Source organism: Streptomyces sp. CA-210063, from assembly GCF_024612015.1.
Lineage (GTDB): Bacteria > Actinomycetota > Actinomycetes > Streptomycetales > Streptomycetaceae > Streptomyces.
The window spans coordinates 6,927,199-6,950,760 of the sequence record NZ_CP102512.1; the positions used below are offsets into that span (position 1 = coordinate 6,927,199).

Sequence of the window (23,562 nt, forward strand, 5' to 3'; positions counted from 1 at the left end):
GCCCCGCGCGGTGGAGGAGACGAAGTCCGCCCAGGCGGTGGGGGAGAGGGGGAGCCGGTGGCCGGTGGCGTGGGACGTGAACCAGGACAGTTCGGTGGTGCTCACAGGTCCCCTCGCATTCGCTGCAACAGGCCCACGGAGTCTCGGATGGCGTGAGTCTGCGAACGCATCCTCACATGCCGCTGCCAGCCGGGTCGTAGGACGGCTTGTGAGCGTCGCTACGGTGACCCGCATGACCGACAACAGCTTCTGGACCCTCCCGCCCGACCGTATGGTGCGCGGCTCCATGGGCCACTGTAACCTCACCGTTCTCCTCCCGCCGTTCGACGTGGACGCGCGCACGTTTCCGGCCAACGACCCTGTCCGGGCAGCGGAGTTCGTCGCGTCGTTCGGAACGGTCGACGAGGTCCTGGAGGAGATCGGGCCCGGGTCCGTCCTCGACGTGCCCTACCCGAACACGCGGACCGACCTCGACATCGTCCAGGCCGCCGCCTGGGGGCACGTCCTCGGTATCAGTGACCCCGCGCTGGCCGACAACGGCAACGACACCCCCCTCCTGTCCGAGGCCCGCACGCTGCGCGAGCGCTACCCCGACGCCCGCATCGTCGGCCGCGTCCACTTCCACGGCGGGGCCTCCCACACCGAGGACATCGTCTGGCTGCCCGACGGGGCCCTGTTCCACGCCGCCGGCTGGCCCGGGGACGAGCCGTTCGAGGTGACCGGCGACCCGGGCGCCATCGCCTCCGCCCTCGGCATCGCCGCCGAGAAGCTGGAAGAGCTCGGCCTGGACGAGGAGGACCCGGCGGACATCGAATGGGCCGACTTCGCCGCCCTGGCCCTGGGCAGGGCCGACCCCTGGGGGTGGCGGCAGATCCAGACCACGGCCTTCCGCGTACGGCACACGGAGTTCGCCACGTCCACGATGGAAGAGCTGTACTTCGTCGGCTAGTCGTCCGGCCCCCGGCGGGTCTTGTGGAAATCCTGTGCGGCGCCTGTGGCGTCCGGGGCGTGTTCTCGGTGTGCCGGAGGGAAGCCCTCGACGAGGCCTCCGGCTTCGGGTGGAGCCGGGAGCGGGGGAGGAGCTACCTGGGTTTTTGGCCGGTGCGGCGAGGGCGTGTGCCGGGTGCCGGGGGCGCCGCGTGGGACCGCCGTCACACCTCGCTGAGACGAACTGCCCACGCCTCGCTCACAATTGATGCTCCGTTGACAACGCCACCAACGTCAACAATCCCCTGGATACGCCGACTTCGGGCTCTATGGTGAGCCGCGGCGCGTACACGTCACGGGGGCCTCACGCGCCACCCACACCCCCTCAGTGCCCCCCACAACGAGGGAAGACGCCATCTTTAATCGAGCGCTCCAGATACCCAGACGGTGGCGGCTCACCGCACGCCTCACGGCCGCCGCGGGCCTGGCGGCCGCCGTCACCCTGACCGGCCTGCCGGGCATGCCCGTCGACGACACGGCCGCCGCCGGTCCGGCGGTCTCGGCCAAACTCAAGGACAAGACCGGCAAGCGCTGCGATGTCCGCAACGGGCTGCCACCCGCCACCAGGACACCGGCGAACTCCGGCTTCCCCAACAGCCCGCTCGGCAACTTCCACAAAGCGGACAACCTCCCGAAGAACTTCGACTACGACCTCCCCGGCCAGGCGTACGACGGGCTCGAGGCCCCCACGCCGGACGAGGAGAAGAAGGTCCTCTCCAAGGTCCCGGGCGACACGGAGAAGAACTACAAGGCGTGGCGGAAGACCGCCGACGCCTCCGGCAAGCCCGCCGACCGGGCGATGGAGATCTACGCCCGCTGGCTGAACACCGGCAAGAAGAGGCCCTTCAAGCAGTGGTTCACCAACATCTACCTCCGCAACCAGGCCAACCTGAACAAGGGCGCCGGCTTCGAGTCCCAGCTCGTACGGGACTACAAGCTCATCGGCCCCGACTGGCTCTGTGAGGTCTACGTCGAGCTCTTCGACGCCGAGGGCAACAAGGTCGGCGAGCGCCGCTACGACGCCTACAACAGGCGCACCAAGGAGTTCAACGAGTTCAAGTCGGACTCCAAGCCGAGGGCGGACCAGCTCGCCAAGGACCGGGTCGTCGCCCGCTCCATGACGGACCACACCTTCCGCTACACGGGCGCGAAGAAGTTCACCAAGGGTCAGCAGCAGCTGGTCGACGACTTCAACCGCGAACTCGAACGAGAGCGCGGCAGGTCCAACCAGGTACGGGGCAACCAGCGCCTCTACAACCCCGTCCCCCAGAGCACCCCCATCAAGGGCTACTCCGACCACCAGCGCTGGTTCGCCCCCGGCTGCCAGACGGGTGGCACTCAGACCATGGCCGCCTCCGCGAACAGCTGCGGCACCCGCGGCCCGGCCAACCAGCGCGCCCTGGACTCCGGCCGCACCCCGGCGGAGGCCAAGCAGATCCAGGCCGAGGCCCGCCGCCTCGACACCCGCGGCACCCTCCCCAGGGGCGGCCCCGGCGGGATCGACTTCACCACCCTCGAGCTGCGTTACGTCGGCGGCCTCGGCAAGGGCAAGGGCATGCAGTACAGCATGCGCGCCGACCAGATGCCCGACCCGGACACCAACCCCGGCTGGGGCGGCGAGGCGGCGATGCAGCTCTCCTCCGACGCGATGTTCACCTGGCTGGCGCTGACGCCGGACAAGTTCTGGGTGAACCTGAACCCGGACGAGCCCGACCGCGTCATGGACTCCAAGTTCGCCTCCACCGACGCCGGCCGCATCCTGCTCGAAGCCGACCTTCAGATGAAGCACGACTTCTACAAGGCCATGGACCCCAAGACCGACCTCGGCAGGCGGTACTGGGCGGCCCTGCCCCGGCAGAACGGCAGGCCGTGCATGCCCGGCCTGCGGAACTGGATCGAGCCCAAGCCCGCGCAGGTGCGTGAGCAGGACGGCGGCATCTACATTCTCGACGCCCCGCTGGCCCTGAAGTCGACCGCGCAGGAGACCGTCACCGAGGGCCCGGGCGAGCCGATCTGCGACCCGAACGACGCCGAGATCGCGGCCGCCCAGGCGGTCATCGACTCGATGATCGTCCCCGAGGTCGAGAAGCAGATCAACAGCGCCCCGCAGTACGCCGACCTGCGCCGCGTCTACACCTCCCGGGTCGCCGCCGAGTACATCCGGCAGCAGGACGCGAAGAACCCGACCGACTTCCGGCCGATCATCAACAGCGACGACGTCAAGGCGTGGCCACTGCGGGCGCCGAACCAGAACTGGGACAAGGACGAGCTCTTCCGCAAGTACCGGAAGATCTACACGGAGGGTGAGTTCACGTACGACGTGGAGACCGCCCAGGGCGTCCAGGTGTACATCGTCGGCGGCGTGGACTTCTCCAAGCAGCCCAAGCGGAACATCTCCCGCACCCAGTTCAACGTGGAGAACCGGGACCTGGACAACACCACCGTCAACTCCCGGAAGTCCGACGACACGTCCTACCGGGACACCGACACGCTCTATCTGGGTGGCGGCAAGATGTCAGCCGTGGACGGTGACGACCCCAACCCCAACCCCACTCCCCCCAAGCCGACCCCCACGGAGTCGGACAAGCCGGACCCGACCCCGACCGACAAGCCCACCGACGGCACGGGTACGCCGGACCCGGACGACACCGGGGACGAGCCGACGCCTCCGGGCGGCGACCTCGCTGACACCGGATCCGACACGCCGGTCGGCCTGATCGCGGCGATCTCCGCGGCGCTGGCCGCGGCGGGCGCCGCGCTGGTGTGGTGGATGCGCCGCCGTGGGATCAGCCCTGGGAGGCGTACGGGATGAAGTCGGCCCAGGCGGTGAGGGACAAGGTGAGCTGAGGCCCGGCCGCGTTCTTGGAATCGCGGACGTGGATGGCATGCGGGACGGCGGCGACTTCGACACAGTCGTCGCCGTCGCCGCTGCTGTAGCTCGACTTGTGCCAGGAGAGGGCGACCTCGACGCAGTCGCCGTCGCCGCTGCTGCTGTAGCTGCTCTTGAACCAGACCAGGCCGCCGGTGGTGCTCATAGGTCTCCTCGCATCCGCTGCAACAGGCTCACAGAGTCCGGGATGGTGAGAGCCTGTGAACGCATCCTGGCATACCGGCTTTGGAGGACGCTGACCTCTTTCGCGTCGGAAACAAGCAGGCCACCGCGCTGCCCCTCGCAGTAGGCGAACCAGCGGTTCTCGGGCGTCTCCAGTAGTTGGATGGGTCCGGCGAGTCCAGCGTGGGACTCCCGTGCCAGGGGCATGACTTGGATGTCGATGTTCCGCAACTTGGCCATCTTCAGCAGGTGATCGAGGAGTCCACGTGTGACATCCACACCGCCCGTGTGCCGCAGGAACATGTGTTCCTCCAGCATGAAGCTGAACGCCGTGTTCGGCCGCTCATGGAGCAGCCGCTGCCGCTGTGCCCGAGCCCTCCACTGTTCCTCGACCTCCTCGTCGGTCAGCAGTGGCAGCCGGTCGTCGAACAGGGCCCTCGCGTACGCCTCTGTCTGCAACAAGCCCGGGATCATGCGGCTCTCGTACGTGTAGAGCACGATCGCCGTAGCCTCCAACCGCGCCCACTTCCGGAACCACGCCGCCAACCCCGGCTGCCGCCCCAGATGCTGAGCCGCCTTGGTCAGCGCCCCGGTGTTCCCCAGCGCCCGATCCACCCCCTCCACGAACGCCACATCCGGCATCCGCCTCCCCAACTCCACCGACGCCACCATGTGCTTGGAGTACCCGACGAGGTCCGCCAACCCCTCCCGGCTCAGCCCCCCGTGCTCCCGCAACGCCTGGACCATCGCCCCGAACGTCCGCAGGCTGTCGGACGCCTCCGGCTCCCCGCCCCCGCCCATCCCCATTGCCGCCACGCCGCCGCTGTCGGCCACCATGGGCCACCTCCCGCGCACCCGCCCGCTGAACCACACCGTTCAACGCCCATGGTCACAGCACGTCACCAGTACCGTCCAGTGCGTAACCGCGTACGCTCGCGCAGCGTACGCGGCGTGGAGCTGGTGAACCGGCCCGCGCGCAGGCCACATTGGCGGCATGACCGCACTGCCCGCCGCTCAACTCCCCGCCACCGTGCACGCGTTCAGTCAGCGCTTCAGTTCGACCCCGCTGGGCGCCCGCCTGGCGAGACACCTCGCCCTCACCCAGCTGCACAGCTGGGGCATCCCGCACGGCTCGGACGCCTCCGAGAGAGCCGCGGCGGTCGTGGCCGAGCTCGCCGCGAACGCGGTGACACACGGCCGCGTACCCGGGCGGGACTTCGAACTGCGGCTCTCCCTGCCCACCGGCTCGCTCCGCATCGAGGTCACCGACACCCGCGCCGAACGCCACCCGCCCGGCCCCGGTGCCGTACGACCGTCCCGCCCCCTCGACGAGGGCGGGCGCGGCCTGACCCTCGTCGACGCCCTCGCCGACCGCTGGCAGGTACTGGACCGGAACCCGCCCGGCAAAACCGTCCTGGCCGAGATCGACCTGCCGCGGTGGCTGTCCCTGGTCAGGCGTCTGTCGGCACCAGGGCGCTAGGGCGCTGGGTGTATACGTCGCGTATACTCGCCTCATGTCCGACGTCATGATCCGCGTGCCCGCCGAAGTCCGTGACCAGCTTGCCGCCGTGGCCGAGGCCCGGGGGACCAGTCTTCGTGCCCTGATGCAGGACATAGCCGCTCAGACACTGACTCCCGAGCAGATCAGGGAGCGGGCCGACCGTACCCGCCTCCTGCTCGCCGAGCGCTTCGGGCACGACGTGTCCGACGAGGAGTCCGCCGAGATGCGGCGCAAGATGCGGGAGGCCACAGCCGCTCACCGGGCGGCCCTCGCCGAAGCGGAGTCGTCCCGTTGAGCCAGACCGAGCACTACGTCCTTGACTCGCCGACCCTCTTGGCGCTGGGAGGCGACAAGCAGGTTTCCGGCCTCGTCCATGCCGCTGCGGCGAGCGATGATGTGCGCCTCTGGGTGCCTGTCCTGTGTCTTCTGGAAGCCGAGCGCCGACGTGCGGGCATGGTCGACCACGTCGGTGTGCTGGTGGACGTCCTTCATGTCCTGGACGACGACTACGCGATGGCTGTGACCATCGCCGAGCTGGGGCGCGCGGGTGTCGCACAGGGCACCTCGGCCGCTGTCCATGCCGCGAGGCCGAACCAGCTGCTTCCGATGGGCGGGCTGGTCGCCACCGTGGAGCCAGGCCCCTATGAAGGGCTCGGGGTCGGCATCATGGACCTGAACCGCTGACGGCGTGTCCCCGGGAGGGCCGGGCCGCCCCTCTCGGGGCTGCGGGCCCTCCCGGGGAGGTGACCCGTCACGACGTGACCGTCAGCAAGTCCCGCTGGTCCTCCGGCAGTTCCACCTTGTCCGCGTACAGCAGCGCGTGCCCCGGGTCGAAGACCAGCGCCACGTCCCCCGCCAGCCCCCCGTTCCCGCTCAACACCTGCACCACCTGGTCGCCGAGGCGGACGTCGTACTCGTAGCGGGAGCCGACGTAGGAGCTGGTGATGACCTGGGTGTCGAGGCGGTTCACCCCCGCCGGGGTCTCGGCCGAGGCCACGACCTCAAGGCGCTCCGGGCGGACCGCCACCGTCACGGAGTCACCGGTCGGGACGCGCGCGTCGCTGTCGACCCGTACGACATCCCCGCTGGCGTCGAGGAGCACGGTGTGCCGGGTGCCGTCCAGGCTGACGACCTTGCCGGTGAGGAAGTTGCAGCGGCCGACGAACGCGGCGACGGCGGGCGCGGCGGGCCGCTCGTAGATCTCGTGCGGGGTACCGATCTGGATCATGTTGCCGCCCTCCATCACGGCGATCCGGTCGCTGAGCGCCAGCGCCTCGTCCTGGTCGTGGGTGACGTAGACGGTGGTGATGCCCAGCTCCTCCTGGAGCCGCTTCAGCCAGGCGCGGGCCTGCTCGCGGAGCTTGGCGTCGAGGTTGGAGAGGGGCTCGTCCAGCAGCAGGACCGTCGGGGAGTAGACCAACGCCCGTGCCAGGGCGACGCGTTGCTGCTGGCCGCCCGAGAGCTGGTGCGGGTAGCGGCCGCTGAGCGCGGCGAGGCCGACCTTGTCCAGCGCGTCGTGGATCAGGGTCTTCTGCTTGTCCTTCGGCACCTTGCGGATGTTGAGCGGCAGCGCGAGGTTCTTCGCGATGGTCATGTGCGGCCAGAGCGCGTACGACTGGAAGACCATGCCGAGGTTGCGCTCCTCGGGCGGGAGGAAGATCCCCGCCCCGGCGTCGACGAAGGGCCTGCCGCCGACCGCGATCGAGCCCTCCGTCGGCTGCTCAAGGCCCGCTATGCAGTTCAGCGTCGTCGACTTGCCGCAGCCGCTCGCGCCAAGGAGCGTGAAGAATTCACCATCCCTGATGGTGAAGGTGACATCACGCAGGACGGAGTTGTCGCCGAACGTCTTGGCGAGGTTCTTGACGGTCACCTCAGGCATGGTGCTTTCCCTTCATGAGCAGTCCCGCGAGTGCGACGAAGACCGCGGTGATGCCGATCTGGAGGGTGGCCAGCGCGGCGACGGATCCGGCCCTGCCCTGCGTCCAGAGACTGAGCATGGTGGTGCCGAGGATGTTGTTGTCGGCCGAGGAGAGGAAGACGGCCGGGGAGTACTCCTTGAGCATGATCACGAAAGTGAGGACGAGCGCTCCGGCGAACGCCGGCGTGATCAGGGCCCGCAGGACCCGGAAGAAGGTCATCAGCCAGTCGGCGCCGGAGACCCGGGCCGCGTTGTCCAGCTCACCGCCGATCTGCATGATCGCCGGGGCGACCGAGCCGAAGGCGCTGGGCAGGGCCCGCATACCGAAGGCGATGATGACGGCGTAGATCGTGCCCTGGAGCACCGAGCCCATCCCGAACGGGGCGAGCGCGAAGGCCCAGAAGAAGCCGATACCGATGATGATGCCGGGCAGGGACTGCGGGATCAGGGCCAGGTACTCGACCGCCCGGCCCCAGCGGAACGTGGACCGCCGGGCCACCATCACCGCCAACACGGCGAGCGCGCTGACGACCACCGAGCCGACACCGGCCACGATGAGGCTGTTCCACAGCGACTGCACGTAGTTGTCCGAGTCGAAGACGAGCTCGTAGTTCTTCGTCGTCACCGTCCTGAACGGCGACTGGAGCGGGGTGAAGACGAGCGTGAAGGACCGCATCACCAGGCCCGCGATCGGCACCACGGCCCCGACGATCACGTACAACCAGATGCACGCGATGCTCACCCACTTCAGCCAGCCCAGGTCGAGCTTGCGGGGCCGGGTCACCTTGCCGCGCACGGACACGAACCGGGCCGCGTCCTTGAGGAGCTTCGCCTGTACGGCGACCAGGCTCAGGGTGACGACGAGGATGACCGTCGAGGCGGCGCCCAGCATCGTGTAGTCGGGGTCCACCGACTGAAGTCCGTTGTGGTAGAGGAAGGTGGAGAAGACGTCGATGCTGACCGGCTGGCCGTACAGCAGCGGCACACTCAGCGTCTCGATCGACACGGAGAACACGAGGATGGCGCTGTAGACGATCGGCGGCCGCAGCAGCGGCACGATCACCTGAGCCAGAATTCTGAACGGCCCCGCGCCGCAGACCTGGGCGGCCGACTCCAGCGAGGCGTCCGACTGCCGGAGCGCGTTGGCGCAGAAGACGTACGCGATCGGCGCCAGCGCCACGGCCTCCGTGAGCGCCATGCCGGGGATCGAGTACAGGTTCCACGGCACCCCGCCGAAGATCTGCTGCACCTTGACGCTGACGAACCCGGCCGGGCCGTACATGATGATCCAGCCGAAGCCCAGGATCAGCGACGAGATGAAGAACGGCCACTGCATCGCCAGCGCGACGAGCCGGCCGCCCGGCAGCTTCGTCCGGACCACCACGATCGCCATCGGGATGGCGATGGCGAGGCTGAGGATGGTGGTCAGGGATGCGAACAACAGCGTATTCAGGGCGACTTCACCGAAGCCGGCCTCGGTGAAGAGGTCGCTGTAGCCGCTGAGGGTGAAGGCCCCGCCCGCCTCGTAGAGCGGGCGGTTGCGGATGCTCTGGTAGAGGGTCGGGACGATCGGGGCCAGCACCAGGACGGCGAGGAACGCCAGGACCGCGTACTGGACGACCGTGTCCCGTCCGATGCCGAGGGGGCGGCGGTAGCGCGGCGGCTCGAACGTTTCCGTGGGTGACTCGCCGGCCGGTGTGCGGGGCGGCTGGGTGAGGGTTGACATGTGCTCTGACTCCGATCGTCCCGGGAGGGTGCCTGACGCGGACTACTTACGGAGTCCGTCGAAGCGCTCCAGCCAGGCCGCGGCGTCGTCCTTCGCGACCGCCTCGTACTTGACGTGGATGATGTTCTCCTCGCCGACCGCGTCGACGACCTCCTGGTAGGTGTGCAGGCCCTCGCCCTTCACGCCCTCGCGGTACGAGGCGAGGCCGCCCTCGGCGACCGCGCGCTGGCCCTCGTCGGAGAGGGCGAAGTCCAGGAAGAGCTTGGAGGTCGCCGGGTGCGGCGCCTCGGCGGCGATACCGAGACCGCGCGGCAGGACGACCGTGCCGTCCTTCGGGAAGACGATCTTCACCAGGCCCGCGCTGTCCTCGACGACCGGGTAGGCGGGGGAGGCGCTGATCAGGAAGCCGGCCGTGTACTCACCGGCGACGATCTTCTCCAGCTGGGTGCCGGAGGAGGTCTCCGGGCGGGTCAGCGGAAGGATCTTCTCCAGGTCCTTCCACGCCTCCGGGTTGCCCTCGGTGAGCGCCCGCGTGACCGTGAAACCGAACGAGCCCTCCGGGTCGCGGACCGTCACCTTGTTCTTGAACTTGCCCTCGTCCCCGGTCACGATCTTCGCGAAGTCCGTCAGGGTGGTCGGCGGGGTCTCCATCAGCGAGGTGTTGTACGCGATCGTCATGGGGTCCTGCGACATCGAGTACACGCTCGGCAGCAGCTCCGCGCTCTCGCCCAGCTCCTCCAGCTCCGGCGACTCGTACTCCAGGACCGTGTTCTTCCGGGCCGAGAAGTCGGCCCACGCGGTCGCCGCGCTGGAGATCAGCACATCCGCCGGGGACGACCCGGCCGCGTTCTCGGAGAGCGTCTTCTGGAACAGCTCGTCGCTGTCCAGCTCGTTCACGGAGACGGTCTTGATGAAGTCGTACTTCTTCTTGAAGTCCCGGACGATCGGCGCCATGTTCTCGTCACCGAGGTTCGAGTAGACGGTGAGCTTGCCGCCCTCCTTCTCCGCCGCCTCGATCAGGTCCGCGTAGTCCGCCGGGTAGTAGTCCGGCACCTGGCCCGCCGAGATCTTGTTCTCCGCCACCTTCGGCGCGTCGTCACCACCGCCGCCGCACGCGGCCAGCGTGGCGAGCGCGAGGGTCGCGGCGAACGCGGCCGTCAGGGGGCGCCGGAGCGCGGGTGCCGTTGTGTGGCTGGATCTGGCCATGGTTCTCCTCCTGGCGCATGCCGTGTGGCAGCTGTTGCCGGGAGGTTAGAGACCCAGGTCAGGCCGGTAAATCCCTCACCCGTCAGAGCTCGTACTGCTCGTATTGGTCGTTGTGTACGTGACGCGAGTCACCGCTTGCGAGCAGGGGGCGATGGCTGGGAATGATCGCATCCGAGGTGCGCTGCGAGTCGCTGCGACCGCCCCCTACGCCGCGGTGTCCTCCGTCTTCCCAGGGCTTCCCCAGGGCGGTCGGATCACACAGCGGGCAGCGCGTAGATCCGCTTCCCGTGCGTCACGGCCAGCCGGTTGCCCGCCGCCATGACGTACCACTCCTTGTTGTCGCCGGTGTTGTCGTTGTAGGTCCAGCGCAGCTTCCCGCTCTTCACGTCGAAGGCGTGCACGCCGCCGTCCTTGTCGAACGTGGTCGCGCCGTACAGGGTGTCGCCCACCTTGGCGAACTGCCAGGCCTGAGCCGACTCCAGCAGATCCTCGTTGCGCCAGACCTGCTTGCCCGTGTCGGGGTCCACCGCCCACATGCTGCGTGCGGTGTCGGACGCGTAGAGAACCCCGTCCACGACATGGGGGTCCTTGAAGATGCTGAACTCGTCCGTGGCGAGCGACCAGCGTTCCTTGCCCCCGGCCAGGTCGAGCGCTCGCAGCCGCCGGCCTTCCGCGAGGATCACCAGATCCTTGTGCACGGCGAAATGACGGTAGTTGGACGTGCTGAGCTTCTTGGTCCACACCTGTCGGCCGGTCGCCGTGTCGCGGACGGTCACGTTCTTCCGGAAGTCCGTGTAGACGAGGCGTTCACCGGTGACCGTGGCAGTGATGCCGTACTCCTCGGTCCCCGCGTCACGCTTCTCACGCCAGGCGATCCTGCCGGAGGTGGTGTCGATGGCGGCGATCACATTGGTGGGCGACGAGAAGTCCTTCTCCAGGACGCCGGCGAGGACGTAGACGTGGCGGTCGTCGGCCGCGATCGGGCGTGGCTGGTCGTACTCCTTGCCCAGGCGACTGCGCCAGGTCTCCTTGCCCGTGGCCGGATCCAGACCCACCACGTCACCGTCGTACTCGGCGCTGGCGAGGTAGAGCGTTCCGCCGCCGACTATGAGTTTGGCGCCGGGCGTGGTGACGCCGGCTCTGGACCACTTCGCCTTGCCGCTCGCGATGTCGCGTCCCACCAGCGGGTCGCCCGCGACGAGGACCAGGTTCCCGATCACCGCCAGGGCCTCGGTACCGGACACACCGTTGTTCGCGGCCTCCGCCTTCCACAGTGGCTCGGGTGCGGTGCCCGGCGGCGGGGTGGTGAAGCTGTCACCGTTCTTGTCCGCGCCCGGTGTCGAGCCGTCACCGTTCTTGTCCGCGCCGGGTGTCGAGCTGTCACCCGACGCGTCCGCCTCGTCCCCGGGACCGCACGCCACGACCCCGGCCCCGAAGACGGCCAGCCCCAGCCCTGTCCCGGCCAGCCTGAACATCTGCCTGCGTGACACCGCGTGTACGGCACGTCTGTCCACGTCTTTTCCCACTTCCGCGTTCTGTTCGGCGACCCTTGGAAGATCTTGAGCGCCGTCAGGTTAGCCGTCGACTTTCGGCCGAACGCCGGACGGAACGCAATCGGGACAGAGCCGTGAATCTCCTGTCACTCCGTCAAGGCCCTCCCGCACGGCGGTCGTGCGGGAAAAGAGACCTCTCACCGAGGGGCGCGAGGATGACGACGTAGACGTGTCACGTCCTGCGCTGCGTCACCGCACCGCCCGCAGATGCGCCGTCAGCTCCTGCAACCGCCCCCACGCCTCCGCGTCCTCCGCTTCTCCGAGGGGGAAGTACAGCGCCGGGCGGGACGTCGCCCCCAGCGACACGGGGCGTACCTCCACCGGCGGGCGGCGCGCGTGCTCGACGCCGATGGCGTGCACGTCCTCCGGGCCGAGCGTGAAGGCGTACGGGATCGGCGGGCCCTCGAGCCGGGGCGCGGCCGTCAGGTCGGTGCGGGCCCGGCGGACGGAGACGAGCATCGTCTTCAGGGAGTGGCCCGAGAGCAGGGCCTCGGCCAACGGCTGGACGCGGTCCAGCGGCAGCTCCTCGCCGTCCGCGTACCCGACCGTCAGGACCACGTCCTCCTCCACGCCCTTCGTCGTCCGCGTCACCCGGACCGTCGCCATGGCCGGCCGGTCCGGGGTGCCGACCACGACCAGGTGCGACGGCTCGGGCGCCCGCTCACGGGCCAGGTCGGTCAACTGCCGTGGCGACCAAGGCAGGTTGACCGGCTCGGCCGTGCCCCAGCCCGCCGGTGCGGTCCCCGTCAGCGCCTCCCAGGCGGCCTCCAGCGCGCCGCCCAGCAGCAGCCGGTCGTCCGCCTTGTGCACGGTACGGAGGGCGACGATCAGCTGGCGGCCAGGTGCCTCGTCCGCCGGGCGCGTGAAGGCCGCAGCCACCGTCGCCGTCCCGTCCTCCGCCAACGCGGGCGAGAACGCCCCGTCCTGCCAGCGCAGCACCGCCCCCGACAGCCCGTCGTAGTAGCCGCACTCCGGGTCCTGCACGACCCAGCGGTTGGGGACGCGCGCGAGGGTCGTACGGGCCGCGGTGGTCAGGCGTACGCCGGGCGGCGTGACGATCTGGAGGGACCGCCGGGACGCCACGGTCGTGCGCATGATCTCCGCGAGCCAGCTGGTCAGGGCGACCACCGGCCGGTCGATGAGGACGACGGCGGCGTGGTCCGTCACCACGTCCACGGCGGGCTGCCCCGACCCCGCCGACGGTACGGCGGACACATCGACGACCTTCGTGCTCGCCGCCTCGGGAGGCCAGGTGGAGCCGCCCAGCAGCGCGTTGAGCCGCCCGCACACCACCCCCGCCAGCTTCTCCGCCTCCGGTACTGCCGTGGACGCCCGTGCCTCCGTCCACCAGAACGGCGCCTCCACGCTCTGCCCGAGCAGCCGCTCCGCCTCACCCGGCACCTGCACCAGGACCGGCGACTCCACGGACACCAGCGGGCGCCCACCGGGACCGTGCAGCTGTACGACCGCTCCGTCGGCCGCCGCCGACAGGTCCAGGTCGGAGCCGCCGGCGTACAGACTCGCCATGAGGGCCCAGACGTTGGGCATCTTCGGGGTGAGGGCGATGACGTCCTTGGTCACGGGCGGTGGCCCTCCTCGCTGTCGAGTGCCGTCTGGATCAGCTGGTGGGTCCGGCCCCGGCGGACCAGCGTGCCCCGCCCCGTCGGCTGCGCCGAGGCGTACAGGCCGGGGAAGAGCTGGCCCTCGCTCCGCTCACCGGTCATGAGCAGCGCGGCCGTGCCGGTCTCGCGGAGGGTCTGGAGCAGCGGCTCGTACATCGCCCGGGAGGCGCCCGCCACCCGGCGCGTGATCACGAAGTGCAGCCCGATGTCCTGCGCGGACGAGACGTAGGGGAGGAACGGCGACAGCGGCTGCTGGCCCGCGGTGGTGAGGATGTCGTAGTCGTCGACCAGGATCACGATCCGCGGGCCCTTGAACGCGGGCTCGTCGGTCATCGCGTCCGGGTCGGCCGTCTCCGGCATCCGCTTCTCCAGCTCGCTCGCGATACCCGTCGACAGCCCCGCCGCGAGCTTCGCGTTGTGCGCGTACCCGCCCCGGTACGGCTCCGGGATCACGCCCCGCAGTCCGCGCCGGGGGTCGAAGACACCGAAGACCAGCTCCTCGTCCGAGTACCGCTCGACGAGCTGTGCCGCGACCAGCTTCAGCAGGTTCGTCTTGCCGCACTCGTTGTCGCCCAGGATCAGGAGGTGCTGGTCCGAGCCGAAGAGGTCCAGGAGGACGGGAGCAAGGGCGTCCTGGTCCACGCCGATCGGGACCCGGTTCGGCTCGGCGATCAGCGACGGCAGCTCGGCGGACGGCATGCGCGTCGGCAACACCCGTACGGGCGCGGCCAGTTCACCGTGCCAGGTGGAGCGGATCGTACGGGCCGCGTCCTCCAGGGCGGGACCGAGATCACCTGTCGACGGCCGTCCGTCGAGGCGGGGGAGAGCAGCTTGTGCGAACAGCTTGCCGTCGGTCAGGACGCGCCCCGGTGTGTCGGGCGAGAGCGTCTCGGAGAGCTTGCGGTCCACGCTCGAATCGCTCGGGTCGTTGAGCCGCAGCTCCACCCGCGTCCCGAACATCGACTGCGTCGCGATCCGCACATCGTTCCAGCGCAGCATGGAGCCGACGACATGGATGCCGTAGCCGCCGCCGCGCTTGAGCAGATCCACGACCGTGTCGTCCAGCTCGGCGAACTCGTCGCGCAGCGCCCCGAATCCATCGATGAGGAGGACGATGTCCGTCGAGCCCAGCTCGCGCAGCCTGCCCTGCCCCCGCAGATGCCGCAGCTGGTCGACGGAGTCGATCCCGTGCTCGCGGAACAGCTCCTCCCGCTCGATCAGCATCGTCCGCACCTCGGCGACCGTCCGCGCGGCCCGCTCCCGGTCGGCCCGCCCCGCGATCCCGCCGACGTGCGGCAGTCCGGAGAGGGCCGAGAGTCCGCCACCGACCAAGTCCAACCCGTAGATGGCCACTTCGGCGGGTGTGTGGGTCGTCGCGAGGGACAGCGCGAGCGTCCGCAGCAGTGTCGTCTTGCCGGACTGCGGGCCGCCGATCACCGCCGCGTGACCGCCCGCGACCGTCAGATCGAGCACCCAGTGGCCCTGCCACTGCTTCGCCGGATCGTCGAGCACACCGAGCGGCACCCGCAACGGGCCCTGCCCACCGACCAGTTGAAGCCCCCGCTCGTCCACCTGCACCGGCCCGGCCGCCGCGTCGAGGGTGATCGCGTCCGGCAGCGGCGGCAGCCAGATCCGGCGCACCCGCCCTGCCGCGGAAGCGAGTTGGTCGACCATCACCGACATCACGGTCGGCCCGGTCTCCCGCTTGGTCGCCTTGGGCTCTTCGGCGACCGCCTTCGCGGGCCCGCTGTCGAGCGTGTTGTACGTCGGATACGGCCAGGCCAGCGGCGTGTCATCCTCCTGCGCGACCAGCGCCGGACCCCGGTACGCGCCCGACACGTAGCCCGCCTTGAACCGCTCGTACGTCGACGTGTCCACCTTCAGATAACCGAAGCCCGGCAGCGGCGGAAGGTGGAAGGCGTCGGTGGTGTCGAGGACGGTCCGCGACTCGTCGGCGGAGAAGGTACGAAGCCCCAGCCGGTACGACAGGTAGGTGTCCAGGCCCTTGAGCTTGCCGCCCTCGATGCGCTGGCTGGAGAGCAGGAGATGGACGCCGATGGAGCGGCCGATGCGGCCGATGGACAGGAACAGGTCGATGAAGTCCGGCTTGGCGGTGAGGAGTTCGCCGAACTCGTCGATGACGACGAAGAGGTGCGGGAGCGGTTCGAGGTCCGGGCGCCGGGTCGCGCGCAGGGCGGCGTAGTGCCCGATGTCGGCCACGTTCCCCGCGTCCTTCAGCACCTGCTGACGGCGCTTGACCTCGCCCGCGAGGCTGGAGTGCACGCGCTCGACGAGCCCGGCCTGGTTCTCCAGGTTGGTGATCACACCGGCCACGTGCGGGAGTTCGGTGAAGGGCGCGAAGGTCGCGCCGCCCTTGTAGTCGACCAGGACGAGCGCCAGATCCTCGGGGGAGTGGGTGGCGGCGAGCGCCAGCACGAGCGTGCGCAGCAGCTCGCTCTTGCCGGAACCGGTCGCGCCCACACACAGCCCGTGCGGGCCCATACCCAGCTCGGAGGACTCCTTCAGGTCGAGCAGCACGGGTTCATGACGGTCCGTCAAGCCGATGGGCACCCGCAGGAATTCCCGCTCACCGCGCGGCGCCCAGAGCCGGGCCAGGTCCAGCACGGCCGGGTCGTCGATGCCGAGGAGGCCCGGGAAGTCGACGGGTCCGGTGACCGGGGTGCCCTCGGCGGCCGACTCGGCGGACAGCCGCAGCGGCGCGAGCAACCGGGCGAGGCCCTCGGCGCCGGCGGCGGTCACCTCGTCGGAGGTGCCCTGCGCGGTCATGACCGCCTGCGGATCGCGAAGATCCTCTACGACGACCTGGTCGCCCCGCACGGTGATCCGCACCGACACCTGGTCGGGCTCGTGCACCTGCTCCGCCAGCAGATGCAGCACGGTGACACCCATGTCCGACAGACCGACCGCCGTGTCCGGACGGGGCAGTTCGGCGGCCGTCTCCCCGTACTCGTCGCTCACGACGAGCATGCGGGACGCCAGCGCAAGTGCCTTGCGGTCGGCGAGCCCCCGGCGCACCTCCGCCGCGTACGAGGCACGCCGGCCCAGCTCGTGCCTGAAGTGCCGGGCCAGCTGCGGCAGGCTCGGCGCGATACGGCGGGCCGCCACCGGGCCGTCGTGCTCCTGCCCGTCCAGCACATGCGGCAGCCACTTCGCCCACTCCCAGTCCGCCAGCCGCTCACCGGGCACACCGAGCGCCACGGCCACGTCGTCCGGCGCGTGCGAGACGGCGACCTGGACGAGGAGCGCCCGGGCCACGCGCAGTACGCCCTCCCGGTCGCCGACCACGCTGACGTTGCCCGCGCGGTCCAACGGCACGGTGATCGGGCAGTCGTTGGCGACGGAGTAGCGGGCCAGCAGCGCCCGCGCCTCGTTCAGCATGAACGGGTCCGGCGGCGTCAGCACCCCGCCCTGGTTCTGCCCGATGGCCAGGTGCGCCACGGGCACGTCACCGGTGCCGACCCGCACTCGCAGGAAGTCCGGGTCCCGCCGCCGCCGCTCCCAGAGCCGGGCGGGGTCACGCGCGAGGTCGTACAGCGCCTCCGGGGGCGGATCGAGCACCCGCGCCAGCTGCCGCCGCGCCCGCTCGTCGGTCCCGAACTCCTCGCGCAGCTCCTCCAGATACTCCAGATACCGCTCGCGCTGCGTACGCCGGGTGCGCTGGGCCTTGCCGCGCTGGGAGAGGAAGAGGGCGACCGCGCCGAGCAGCGCGAAGACCAGCACGATCGCGCCGAGCGCGGCGAACTGGCTGTTCCGGATCACGGTCATCATCACGACCGAGCCCATGACCCCCGCCATCGGCAGCAACGCCGTCGCCGCCGTCCCCGCCTTGCCCTCCGGGAGGTTCGGCGGCGGCTCGATCGTCCGGGCCCCGGCGGCCCCGAGCGGACGTGTGCTCCGCGCGGGCCGGTGGATCAGCTGCTGGGTCACGGACGGACCCCTTCTCGGCTTCGAACTCGACGGGTGTTCATCGCATCCTCACCGCCCGCGTCATCGCCTCCGCCGCCAGCTTGATCGCCGCGTCACGGGTCTCCTGGCCCAGCAGGGCGGTGCGGATGGGGCCGCCCTGGGCGAGGTGGCGGTCGTAGGGGACGGGGACGACATGGACGCCGGACTCCTTGAGGTGGGCGACGGCCGTCTTGCGGTCCAGCGTGACGTCGGGGGAGTTGGCGGTCAGCGCGACGACCGTCGAGGCGAGCGCGGAGTGCGGCAACTGGCCGAGCCAGTCCAGGACCTGGCGGGTGCCGTTGACGCCCTCGGCGGTCATCGGCGCGACGACCACGCGCGCGTGGGCGGTGTCCATCGCCGTACGGGCCACCTCACCCGGCAGCGTCTCGCAGTCCACCACGGTCACCGCGAAGTAGCGCCGCAGCGCGAGGGTCACCGTGCGGTACGTACGGATGTCCAGCGGGGCGCCGACCCGGCCCTGGCTCCCGGGCAGCAGCCAGCCGCCGTCCGACACCGGCACCAGGTAGCCGGTGACATCGGTGAGTTGCATCGCCGGGTTCAGGATCCGCGCGAGATCGCCCGCCGCCCAGCGCACCGAGTCGGCCCCCATCCGCACCGGCAGCGTGCCGAGCGCCGCGTCCGCCTCCATCGTGAGCACGGGGTCGTGCCGGTAGTGGTTGAACGTCCGCCCCAGCAGCGCGGCCATCGTCGACTTCCCGACCCCGCCCCGGATCGACGTCACGGCGATCACCCGCCCCGTCGTCACCGGCTGCTGCAACTCCCGCGCGATCCGCGTCTCCTCCGCCACGTCCTGCGAGGCGGACGCCGTGAGCTTCCGGATCGAACGCCCCGTACGCCGAGCCACCGAGTCACCGTGCTGCGGCCGCCCGAGCGCATGCGCGAGCCGGGGGTCGATGGTGGGGACGGAGTCGGGGGTACGCATGGGGGACTGCGGCGAGCGCGAGCCGCGGGGGGCGGGGGCGGCCGGGGAGGTCCCGGGTGCCGGAGAAGTCTCGGGTGCCGGGCGGGGATCGCCGCCGGGCTGCCCGGGCGCCGGATCACCGGGCGCGCCCGGTGGCTGCGCTGCGGCCTGGGGGTGCCCTACGCGGGGGTCTGCGGTGGGTACGACCGGGGTGGGCATGACCGGCGGTGGTACGACGGGGTGCACCAGTGGGGGCATGGCAGGCGGCATGGCGGGCCGCACCGGCTGCTGCACGACGGTCACCGGCTGATGCGGCGCCGGCTGAACCGGCAGCGGCTGAACAGATGCCGGCTGAACCGGCAGCGGCTGAACAGATGTCGGCTGAGCGGGCGTCGGCCGCACGGGCCGGTCACCCCCGGCCTCCTCCACAGGCCCCGCCGGTCCCGACGACTCCGCACGCTCCGACGGCACCGACCGCACCAACCTCAGTGTCGGTTCCACGCGTCCGCCCGGAGCCCCGGAGGCCCCTGCCGAACCGGATGCCGGATCGGCCGCTCCACCAGCACCGTCGCCGCCACCCACCCCGGAATCGCCGCGCGCCCCCGCCCCGTCCCGCCCCAGCTCGCGCAGCACATCCCGCTGCCAGTCCCCTGCCCCTGCCTGCGCCATGTGCGGTCCCCAGCTCCTACGCGAAGGTGTCGAGCAGTCGTCCGTACACGCCGAACACGCCGATGAGCAGCGGGAACAGGGTGATGACGCCGATGGACTCCAGTGTGTCGCCGAAGCGCCGGAGCCGTACCCGTACGTGTTCGGCGGGCTGCACGGCGAGCACCAGCAGCGGCAGTACGGCGAGGACGACGAGGACGGCGAGCGGGCCGGCCGCGTCGCCGGAGTGGTCCAGCCAGACTGAGACCAGCCGCACGGCGAGCACGGCCGCCGCGCCGAGCAGCACCACGACCTCGGCGACCAGCGGGAACGCCCGGGCGCGCAGCGCGAGGACGACCATGGTGAGGACGGCCAGCAGAACGGTCCACTTGGTGGGCGCGCGCAGCGCCAACACCCCGGCCACGGTCGCCGAGACGGCCATGGTGACCGTCGCGAGGACCAAGCCCCGGTGCGTGGCGGTGAGGGCCGCCGACACCTGGTACCGGCTCACCGAGGCACCCCCGGAACGCCGGTCGTCGAGGCCGGAGAGCCCCGACGCCATCAGCGCGAGCCGCGGCAGCAGCCCGAGCACGATCACGGAGACCACCGCGAGGACGGCCCCCACCTCGGCCTGGTCCGTCACCGACGACGACACCGCGCCCGACACGAACGCGGCGACCCCCAGCCAGCACACGGCCGCCCCGGCCAGCGCCCCGGCCCCGACCAGCCCACCCCGCCCGAGCGGGGTGAACAGACCGAGCAGGGCGAGGGTGCAGACCCCGGCCCCGGCCATGGCCGCGACCTGCGGGGTCGCGGACCAGTTCTGAGCTTCCGCCAGCGTCGAGGCCCCGAGCAGGCCCAGCGCACCGGCCGTCGCGATCAACGTCGTCGCCGGCCCCGCCTTCTTGATCCGCCCCAGCAGCGCACCCGCGAGCGCGGCCACGACGGCCACGGCGAGCAGCGCGCCCGCGACGGCCCCGGGCTCGTACGCGCCCCGCGCGAACGTCCCGGCGGCCAAGGCCCAGCCGACCGTGGCGATCCCGGCCGTGATCCGGCGCGTGGCCGGACGCCAGCGCCAGCCGCGGGCGTCGAGGTCCTCGGCCGCCTCGTCCGTGACGTCGTGCACGACGGGCGCCGACGGCGCGTCCTCGGCCCGGACGAGCCGCAGCACGGCGCCGTCCGGGACCCCGGCCGACTCCAGCGTGCTGTCGTGCGCCAGCGCGGAACCGTCCGCGGTGACGAGATGCCGCAACTCGGGCCGTCCGCCGACCTGGTCGTCGAGCAGCCGCATGATCTCCGGCAGCAGCAGCCCGACCGGTTCCCGCGAGGGCAGCACGAGATCCACGCGCCGCCGCTCACCCACCAGCGTGACCCGGCTGAGCGCCGTACGCCCGCCGTCCGTGGTCTGCCCCAACGTCCCCGTAGACATCACGATTTCGAACCTATCACCGGGTAGAAGTGCTGGTAGGAGCTGTGGAAACGGTCGGCGAGGGTGTGACCGAGGGCTGCACGGAACCTCCGTACGGGCTCTTGCCGATGATGCGGTTCGACACGAAGGACCACCCCACACAACCCGCGCACAGCACCGCCGCGATGACGATTCCGGCGAACACCTTTCCGATCCGTTCGTCCACCGAGCGCCGCTGCCGCCCGGCCCCGAACAGCAGGGCGTCCCGCAGCCGTCGACGCCGCACCGACACCGACTCCAGCAACTGGCTGTCGTAATCCTGCGCTGCCACCGCTACGGGACCCCCGCCACCTCTGTCACCGACTCCGCGTCAGCCGATCTGGTCGACCGCCGCGCGGGCCTTGGCCAGCGTGGACTGGGCGGTGCCGTCGTTCTGTTCCAGCGTCGTGCGCACCAGACGGATGATCTCGCGGACCTCGCCCGCGGCCTTCTTCCAGCGCTCTTCCTTGCCGTGGTAGTCGTCCGAGACACCGTCGGCCTGGAAGTCGGTCATCGCGGCCTTGACGGCGGCGTCGCGGTCGCCGAGCACCCGCTCCAACTGCCCCACGATCGTGCCGAGCGCGGTCTGCACCTCGCCCGAGGCCCCGGTGTCGTACGAACGGCGGTCCTGGTTCTGAGCCATGTGGATGTCCCCCTGCTAATGCTCTCGGTGGCTTATCGGGCGCCGAAACGGGCCGCGTCGAAGTTGGCCAGGCCCATGTTCTGGTTGGCGTTGTCCTGGGATTCCACGTCACCGGTGCCGAACGCGTTGTCCATGCCGGACTGACCGCCCAGGATCGCGGCGAGCGAGCCGTTCAGATCGGCGGTGATCTCGTCCGCGCGGTTCTTGAACGAATCGAACGCCAGCTTGCCCGCGCCGTTGAACTTGCCCTCCAGCGGTTCCGCCGCGCTGATCAGCAGCTGGATGAGCGTTCCCAGGTCGTCACTCGAACCGACCGTGCTCTTCCCGAGCTCCGCCAGGGTCGTCGACCCCATGTCGAACTTCACGTCGTGTCCACCCCCGTGTGTCTGGGTCACCTACGTCCCGAACATGCTCTCCCACACCGCGTTGCACCCGCAACGCACTTGCCCGCGAAGTGACACCATCGGGACATAATTCGAACAGCCCTGTGGCGCGGTCACCGCCGACCGTCGCGGGTCTCTGCGGCGGCCTTCAGGTCGCGCAGCCACCCTTCGAGGCCCCAGCCGAGTGCCGCGGTCGCGGTGGGGACGTCCGCCTCGACCTGCGCGCCGGTCCAGGTCTCCTCGGTGTGCACGCGGACACCACCCTCGACCTTCTCGAAGCGCCACAGGTGAACTCCCTCGTCGATGCGCAGCCCTTCGCCGATCGCGGGCCCGCTCCACAGGACGCAGGCACCGCGCTGGAGCTGCCGGACGGTGGAGGTGATCTCCAGCATGGTGGCGGGGGTCGTGGGCGTGGCGGGCGCCGGCGTCGTCCACCGGAACAGTGAACCCTTCCGGAACGGGCCGTGATCGAGGCGCTCGTTGGTGAGCACGGGGGCCTGCCAGGACGGCCAGTCCTCCACGTCGGTCTGCAGCTTCCAGATGGTGCTCAGGGGCGCGTCGATGACGATGTCGGCCTGGTAGCGGATACGGGCGGCGGGGTCGACGCCCGCCCCGCGGCATACGGACGCGTCGCTGTGCTGGGCGGCCGGGGCGGCCTGGGCGTGCGGGAGGGCGGTCCCCAGGAGGCCCGCGACGGCGAGAGAGACGGTGAGCGCGGCGGTGCGCATGCTGAACATGGTGTTCCCTTCGGGGGGTTGGCGGTGGCGGTGGTTGTCGCACGTGGTCGGTTCGAACGGTGAGAAGCCCTATGGACGACCGGAGGCCTTACGGGCGATGTGAGACCCTGCGGGCGACCGGAGGTCTTACGGGCGACCGAAGGTCCTACGGATGACGCCGAGCCGTGCTACGGCTTGAGCACGACCTTCCCGGCGACCGTCCCGGACTCGGCCAGCCGCATGGCCTCGGCGATCCGGCTGAGCGGCAGTTGGGCGGCGATCCGGGCGGTGACGTCACCCCGCTGGAGGGCCGCGAAGACCTGGGTGAGGTCGGCGCGCAGCCGGGCCCGGAACCGCTTCTTGGCCAGCGAGCGCCCGGCCCAGAGGTTGAAGAAGTAGGCGCGGCGGCCGTTGGGCAGCGCGTTCCACAGCCACACCCGGCCGAGCAGCTTGAGCACGGGCCACTGCCCGGACCCCTCGTCGTCCCGGGTGGAGGCACTGCCGTAGGAGACGAGCGTGCCGCCGGGCGCGAGGAGGCGCCAGGAGTCGACGATGCCCTGGCCGCCGACGTGGTCGAAGACCGCGTCCACCCCGCCGGGGGCGAGCTCGCGGATCCGCGCGGCGACATCCTCGGCGCGGTAGTCGACGGGGGCGACGCCCTGTTCGCGCAGGGCGGTGTGGTGGCGCGCGGAGGCCGTGCCGATCACCTTCGCGCCCGCGGCCAGAGCCAGCTGGACCAGGATCGAGCCGACACCGCCGTTGGCGCCGAGCACCACGACGGTCTGCCCGGCGCGGACCCGTGCCGTGTGATGCAGCATCCGCCAGGCGGTGACGCCGTTGACCACCAGGGTCTCCGCCTCCGCGGCGCCGATCCCGTCGGGCACCGGCACCACGTCCGCCGCCTCGACGAGCACATGGCTGGCCCAGCCGCCGACCTTGAGCAGCGCGGCCACCCGGCTGCCGGCCAGGCCCGGATCGACGCCCTCGCCGGTCGCCAGCACCGTGCCGACCAGGTCGTAGCCGGGCACGAAGGGGAACGCCGGCTGGTCGTAGTACCGGCCGCGGCGCATCTGCTGCTCGGCGAAGGAGATCCCGGTGGCTTCCATCCGGATCACGACCTGGCCCCTCCCGGGCACGGGAACGTCTCCGTGCCGTATCCGCAACCCCTCCGGCTCGACCTTGCCCGGCAGTACGACCTCGACGAGTCCTTCGGTGTTCATGACGACCTCCATGGTGGTCAGCGGCATGGTTAGCGGCTTTCGCTGTCGTTAGAAG

Annotated in this window: 20 protein-coding genes; 5 read left to right on the top strand and 15 right to left on the bottom strand. The window is 70.7% G+C overall.

The genetic code is table 11. From position 1 onward, the window contains the following. Window positions 1-232 precede the first annotated feature (232 nt). Together JIX56_RS30315 and JIX56_RS30320 are read left to right on the top strand one after the other, a co-directional pair. Window positions 233-949, top strand: coding sequence for a DUF6333 family protein (locus JIX56_RS30315; RefSeq protein ID WP_257545188.1), 717 nt, complete (start codon window positions 233-235; stop codon window positions 947-949). Between the two features lie 366 nt (window positions 950-1,315). Further along, entirely contained in the window at window positions 1,316-3,799 is a 2,484-nt protein-coding gene (locus JIX56_RS30320) for a hypothetical protein (protein WP_257545189.1), read from the top strand. Here JIX56_RS30320 and JIX56_RS30325 read toward each other — a convergent pair. Beyond that, window positions 3,774-4,022: a DUF397 domain-containing protein gene (locus JIX56_RS30325; RefSeq protein ID WP_257545190.1), complete on the bottom strand. Its 249-nt coding sequence runs from the start codon at window positions 4,020-4,022 to the stop codon at window positions 3,774-3,776. The genes JIX56_RS30320 and JIX56_RS30325 overlap by 26 nt on opposite strands. Beyond that, complete coding sequence (locus tag JIX56_RS30330) at window positions 4,019-4,876, bottom strand: helix-turn-helix domain-containing protein (protein ID WP_257545191.1); 858 nt, start codon at window positions 4,874-4,876, stop codon at window positions 4,019-4,021. Before JIX56_RS30330 ends, JIX56_RS30325 begins: the two co-directional genes overlap by 4 nt. Window positions 4,877-5,033: 157 nt before the next feature. On the opposite strand from JIX56_RS30330, the gene JIX56_RS30335 reads away from it, so the two are divergent. The 3 genes from JIX56_RS30335 to JIX56_RS30345 are packed head-to-tail and all read left to right on the top strand — an operon-like array spanning window position 5,034 to window position 6,224. Beyond that, window positions 5,034-5,519, top strand: a complete 486-nt coding sequence (locus tag JIX56_RS30335; RefSeq protein WP_257545192.1) for an ATP-binding protein — start codon at window positions 5,034-5,036, stop codon at window positions 5,517-5,519. A 34-nt stretch (window positions 5,520-5,553) separates the two neighbouring features. Next, window positions 5,554-5,835 carry an Arc family DNA-binding protein gene (locus JIX56_RS30340; RefSeq protein WP_257545193.1) on the top strand — a complete coding sequence of 94 codons (282 nt, stop codon included), beginning with the start codon at window positions 5,554-5,556 and terminating at the stop codon, window positions 5,833-5,835. Continuing rightward, entirely contained in the window at window positions 5,832-6,224 is a 393-nt protein-coding gene (locus tag JIX56_RS30345; protein ID WP_257545194.1) for a hypothetical protein, read from the top strand. Before JIX56_RS30340 ends, JIX56_RS30345 begins: the two co-directional genes overlap by 4 nt. Window positions 6,225-6,291: 67 nt before the next feature. Here the strand turns inward: JIX56_RS30345 and JIX56_RS30350 are convergent, their stop codons facing one another. The 13 genes from JIX56_RS30350 to JIX56_RS30410 all read right to left on the bottom strand — a co-directional run bounded on the left by JIX56_RS30350 (window position 6,292) and on the right by JIX56_RS30410 (window position 23,507). Further along, entirely contained in the window at window positions 6,292-7,419 is a 1,128-nt protein-coding gene (locus JIX56_RS30350) for an ABC transporter ATP-binding protein (RefSeq protein ID WP_257545195.1), read from the bottom strand. Then, a complete protein-coding gene (locus JIX56_RS30355) occupies window positions 7,412-9,184 on the bottom strand; it encodes an ABC transporter permease (RefSeq protein ID WP_257545196.1) in 1,773 nt (590 codons plus the stop codon). The genes JIX56_RS30350 and JIX56_RS30355 overlap by 8 nt, the downstream gene beginning before the upstream one ends. Before the next feature lie 42 nt (window positions 9,185-9,226). Beyond that, on the bottom strand, window positions 9,227-10,390 hold the full coding sequence (locus JIX56_RS30360; RefSeq protein ID WP_257545197.1) for an ABC transporter substrate-binding protein: 1,164 nt from the start codon (window positions 10,388-10,390) through the stop codon (window positions 9,227-9,229). Window positions 10,391-10,644: 254 nt separating this feature from the next. Continuing rightward, window positions 10,645-11,865: a PQQ-binding-like beta-propeller repeat protein gene (locus tag JIX56_RS30365; protein ID WP_257551219.1), complete on the bottom strand. Its 1,221-nt coding sequence runs from the start codon at window positions 11,863-11,865 to the stop codon at window positions 10,645-10,647. Between the two features lie 267 nt (window positions 11,866-12,132). Continuing rightward, window positions 12,133-13,524 (bottom strand): DUF6177 family protein, encoded by a 1,392-nt coding sequence (locus JIX56_RS30370; protein ID WP_257545198.1) that lies wholly within the window; start codon window positions 13,522-13,524, stop codon window positions 12,133-12,135. Further along, complete coding sequence (eccCa, locus tag JIX56_RS30375; protein ID WP_257545199.1) at window positions 13,521-17,513, bottom strand: type VII secretion protein EccCa; 3,993 nt, start codon at window positions 17,511-17,513, stop codon at window positions 13,521-13,523. The genes JIX56_RS30370 and eccCa overlap by 4 nt, the downstream gene beginning before the upstream one ends. A 37-nt stretch (window positions 17,514-17,550) precedes the next feature. Beyond that, window positions 17,551-18,474 carry a type VII secretion protein gene (locus JIX56_RS30380; RefSeq protein WP_257545200.1) on the bottom strand — a complete coding sequence of 308 codons (924 nt, stop codon included), beginning with the start codon at window positions 18,472-18,474 and terminating at the stop codon, window positions 17,551-17,553. 664 nt (window positions 18,475-19,138) lie between these two features. Further along, window positions 19,139-20,527 (bottom strand): type VII secretion integral membrane protein EccD, encoded by a 1,389-nt coding sequence (gene eccD / locus JIX56_RS30385; RefSeq protein WP_257545201.1) that lies wholly within the window; start codon window positions 20,525-20,527, stop codon window positions 19,139-19,141. Window positions 20,528-20,543: 16 nt separating this feature from the next. Then, entirely contained in the window at window positions 20,544-20,837 is a 294-nt protein-coding gene (locus tag JIX56_RS30390) for a hypothetical protein (protein WP_257545202.1), read from the bottom strand. Window positions 20,838-20,876: 39 nt separating this feature from the next. Then, window positions 20,877-21,188, bottom strand: a complete 312-nt coding sequence (locus JIX56_RS30395) for a pore-forming ESAT-6 family protein (RefSeq protein WP_257545203.1) — start codon at window positions 21,186-21,188, stop codon at window positions 20,877-20,879. Between the two features lie 32 nt (window positions 21,189-21,220). Continuing rightward, complete coding sequence (locus JIX56_RS30400; RefSeq protein ID WP_037703280.1) at window positions 21,221-21,553, bottom strand: hypothetical protein; 333 nt, start codon at window positions 21,551-21,553, stop codon at window positions 21,221-21,223. A gap of 131 nt (window positions 21,554-21,684) precedes the next feature. After that, entirely contained in the window at window positions 21,685-22,308 is a 624-nt protein-coding gene (locus JIX56_RS30405; RefSeq protein WP_257545204.1) for an SRPBCC family protein, read from the bottom strand. 167 nt (window positions 22,309-22,475) lie between these two features. Beyond that, on the bottom strand, window positions 22,476-23,507 hold the full coding sequence (locus JIX56_RS30410; RefSeq protein WP_257545205.1) for a medium chain dehydrogenase/reductase family protein: 1,032 nt from the start codon (window positions 23,505-23,507) through the stop codon (window positions 22,476-22,478). Between the last annotated feature and the right edge of the window lie 55 nt (window positions 23,508-23,562).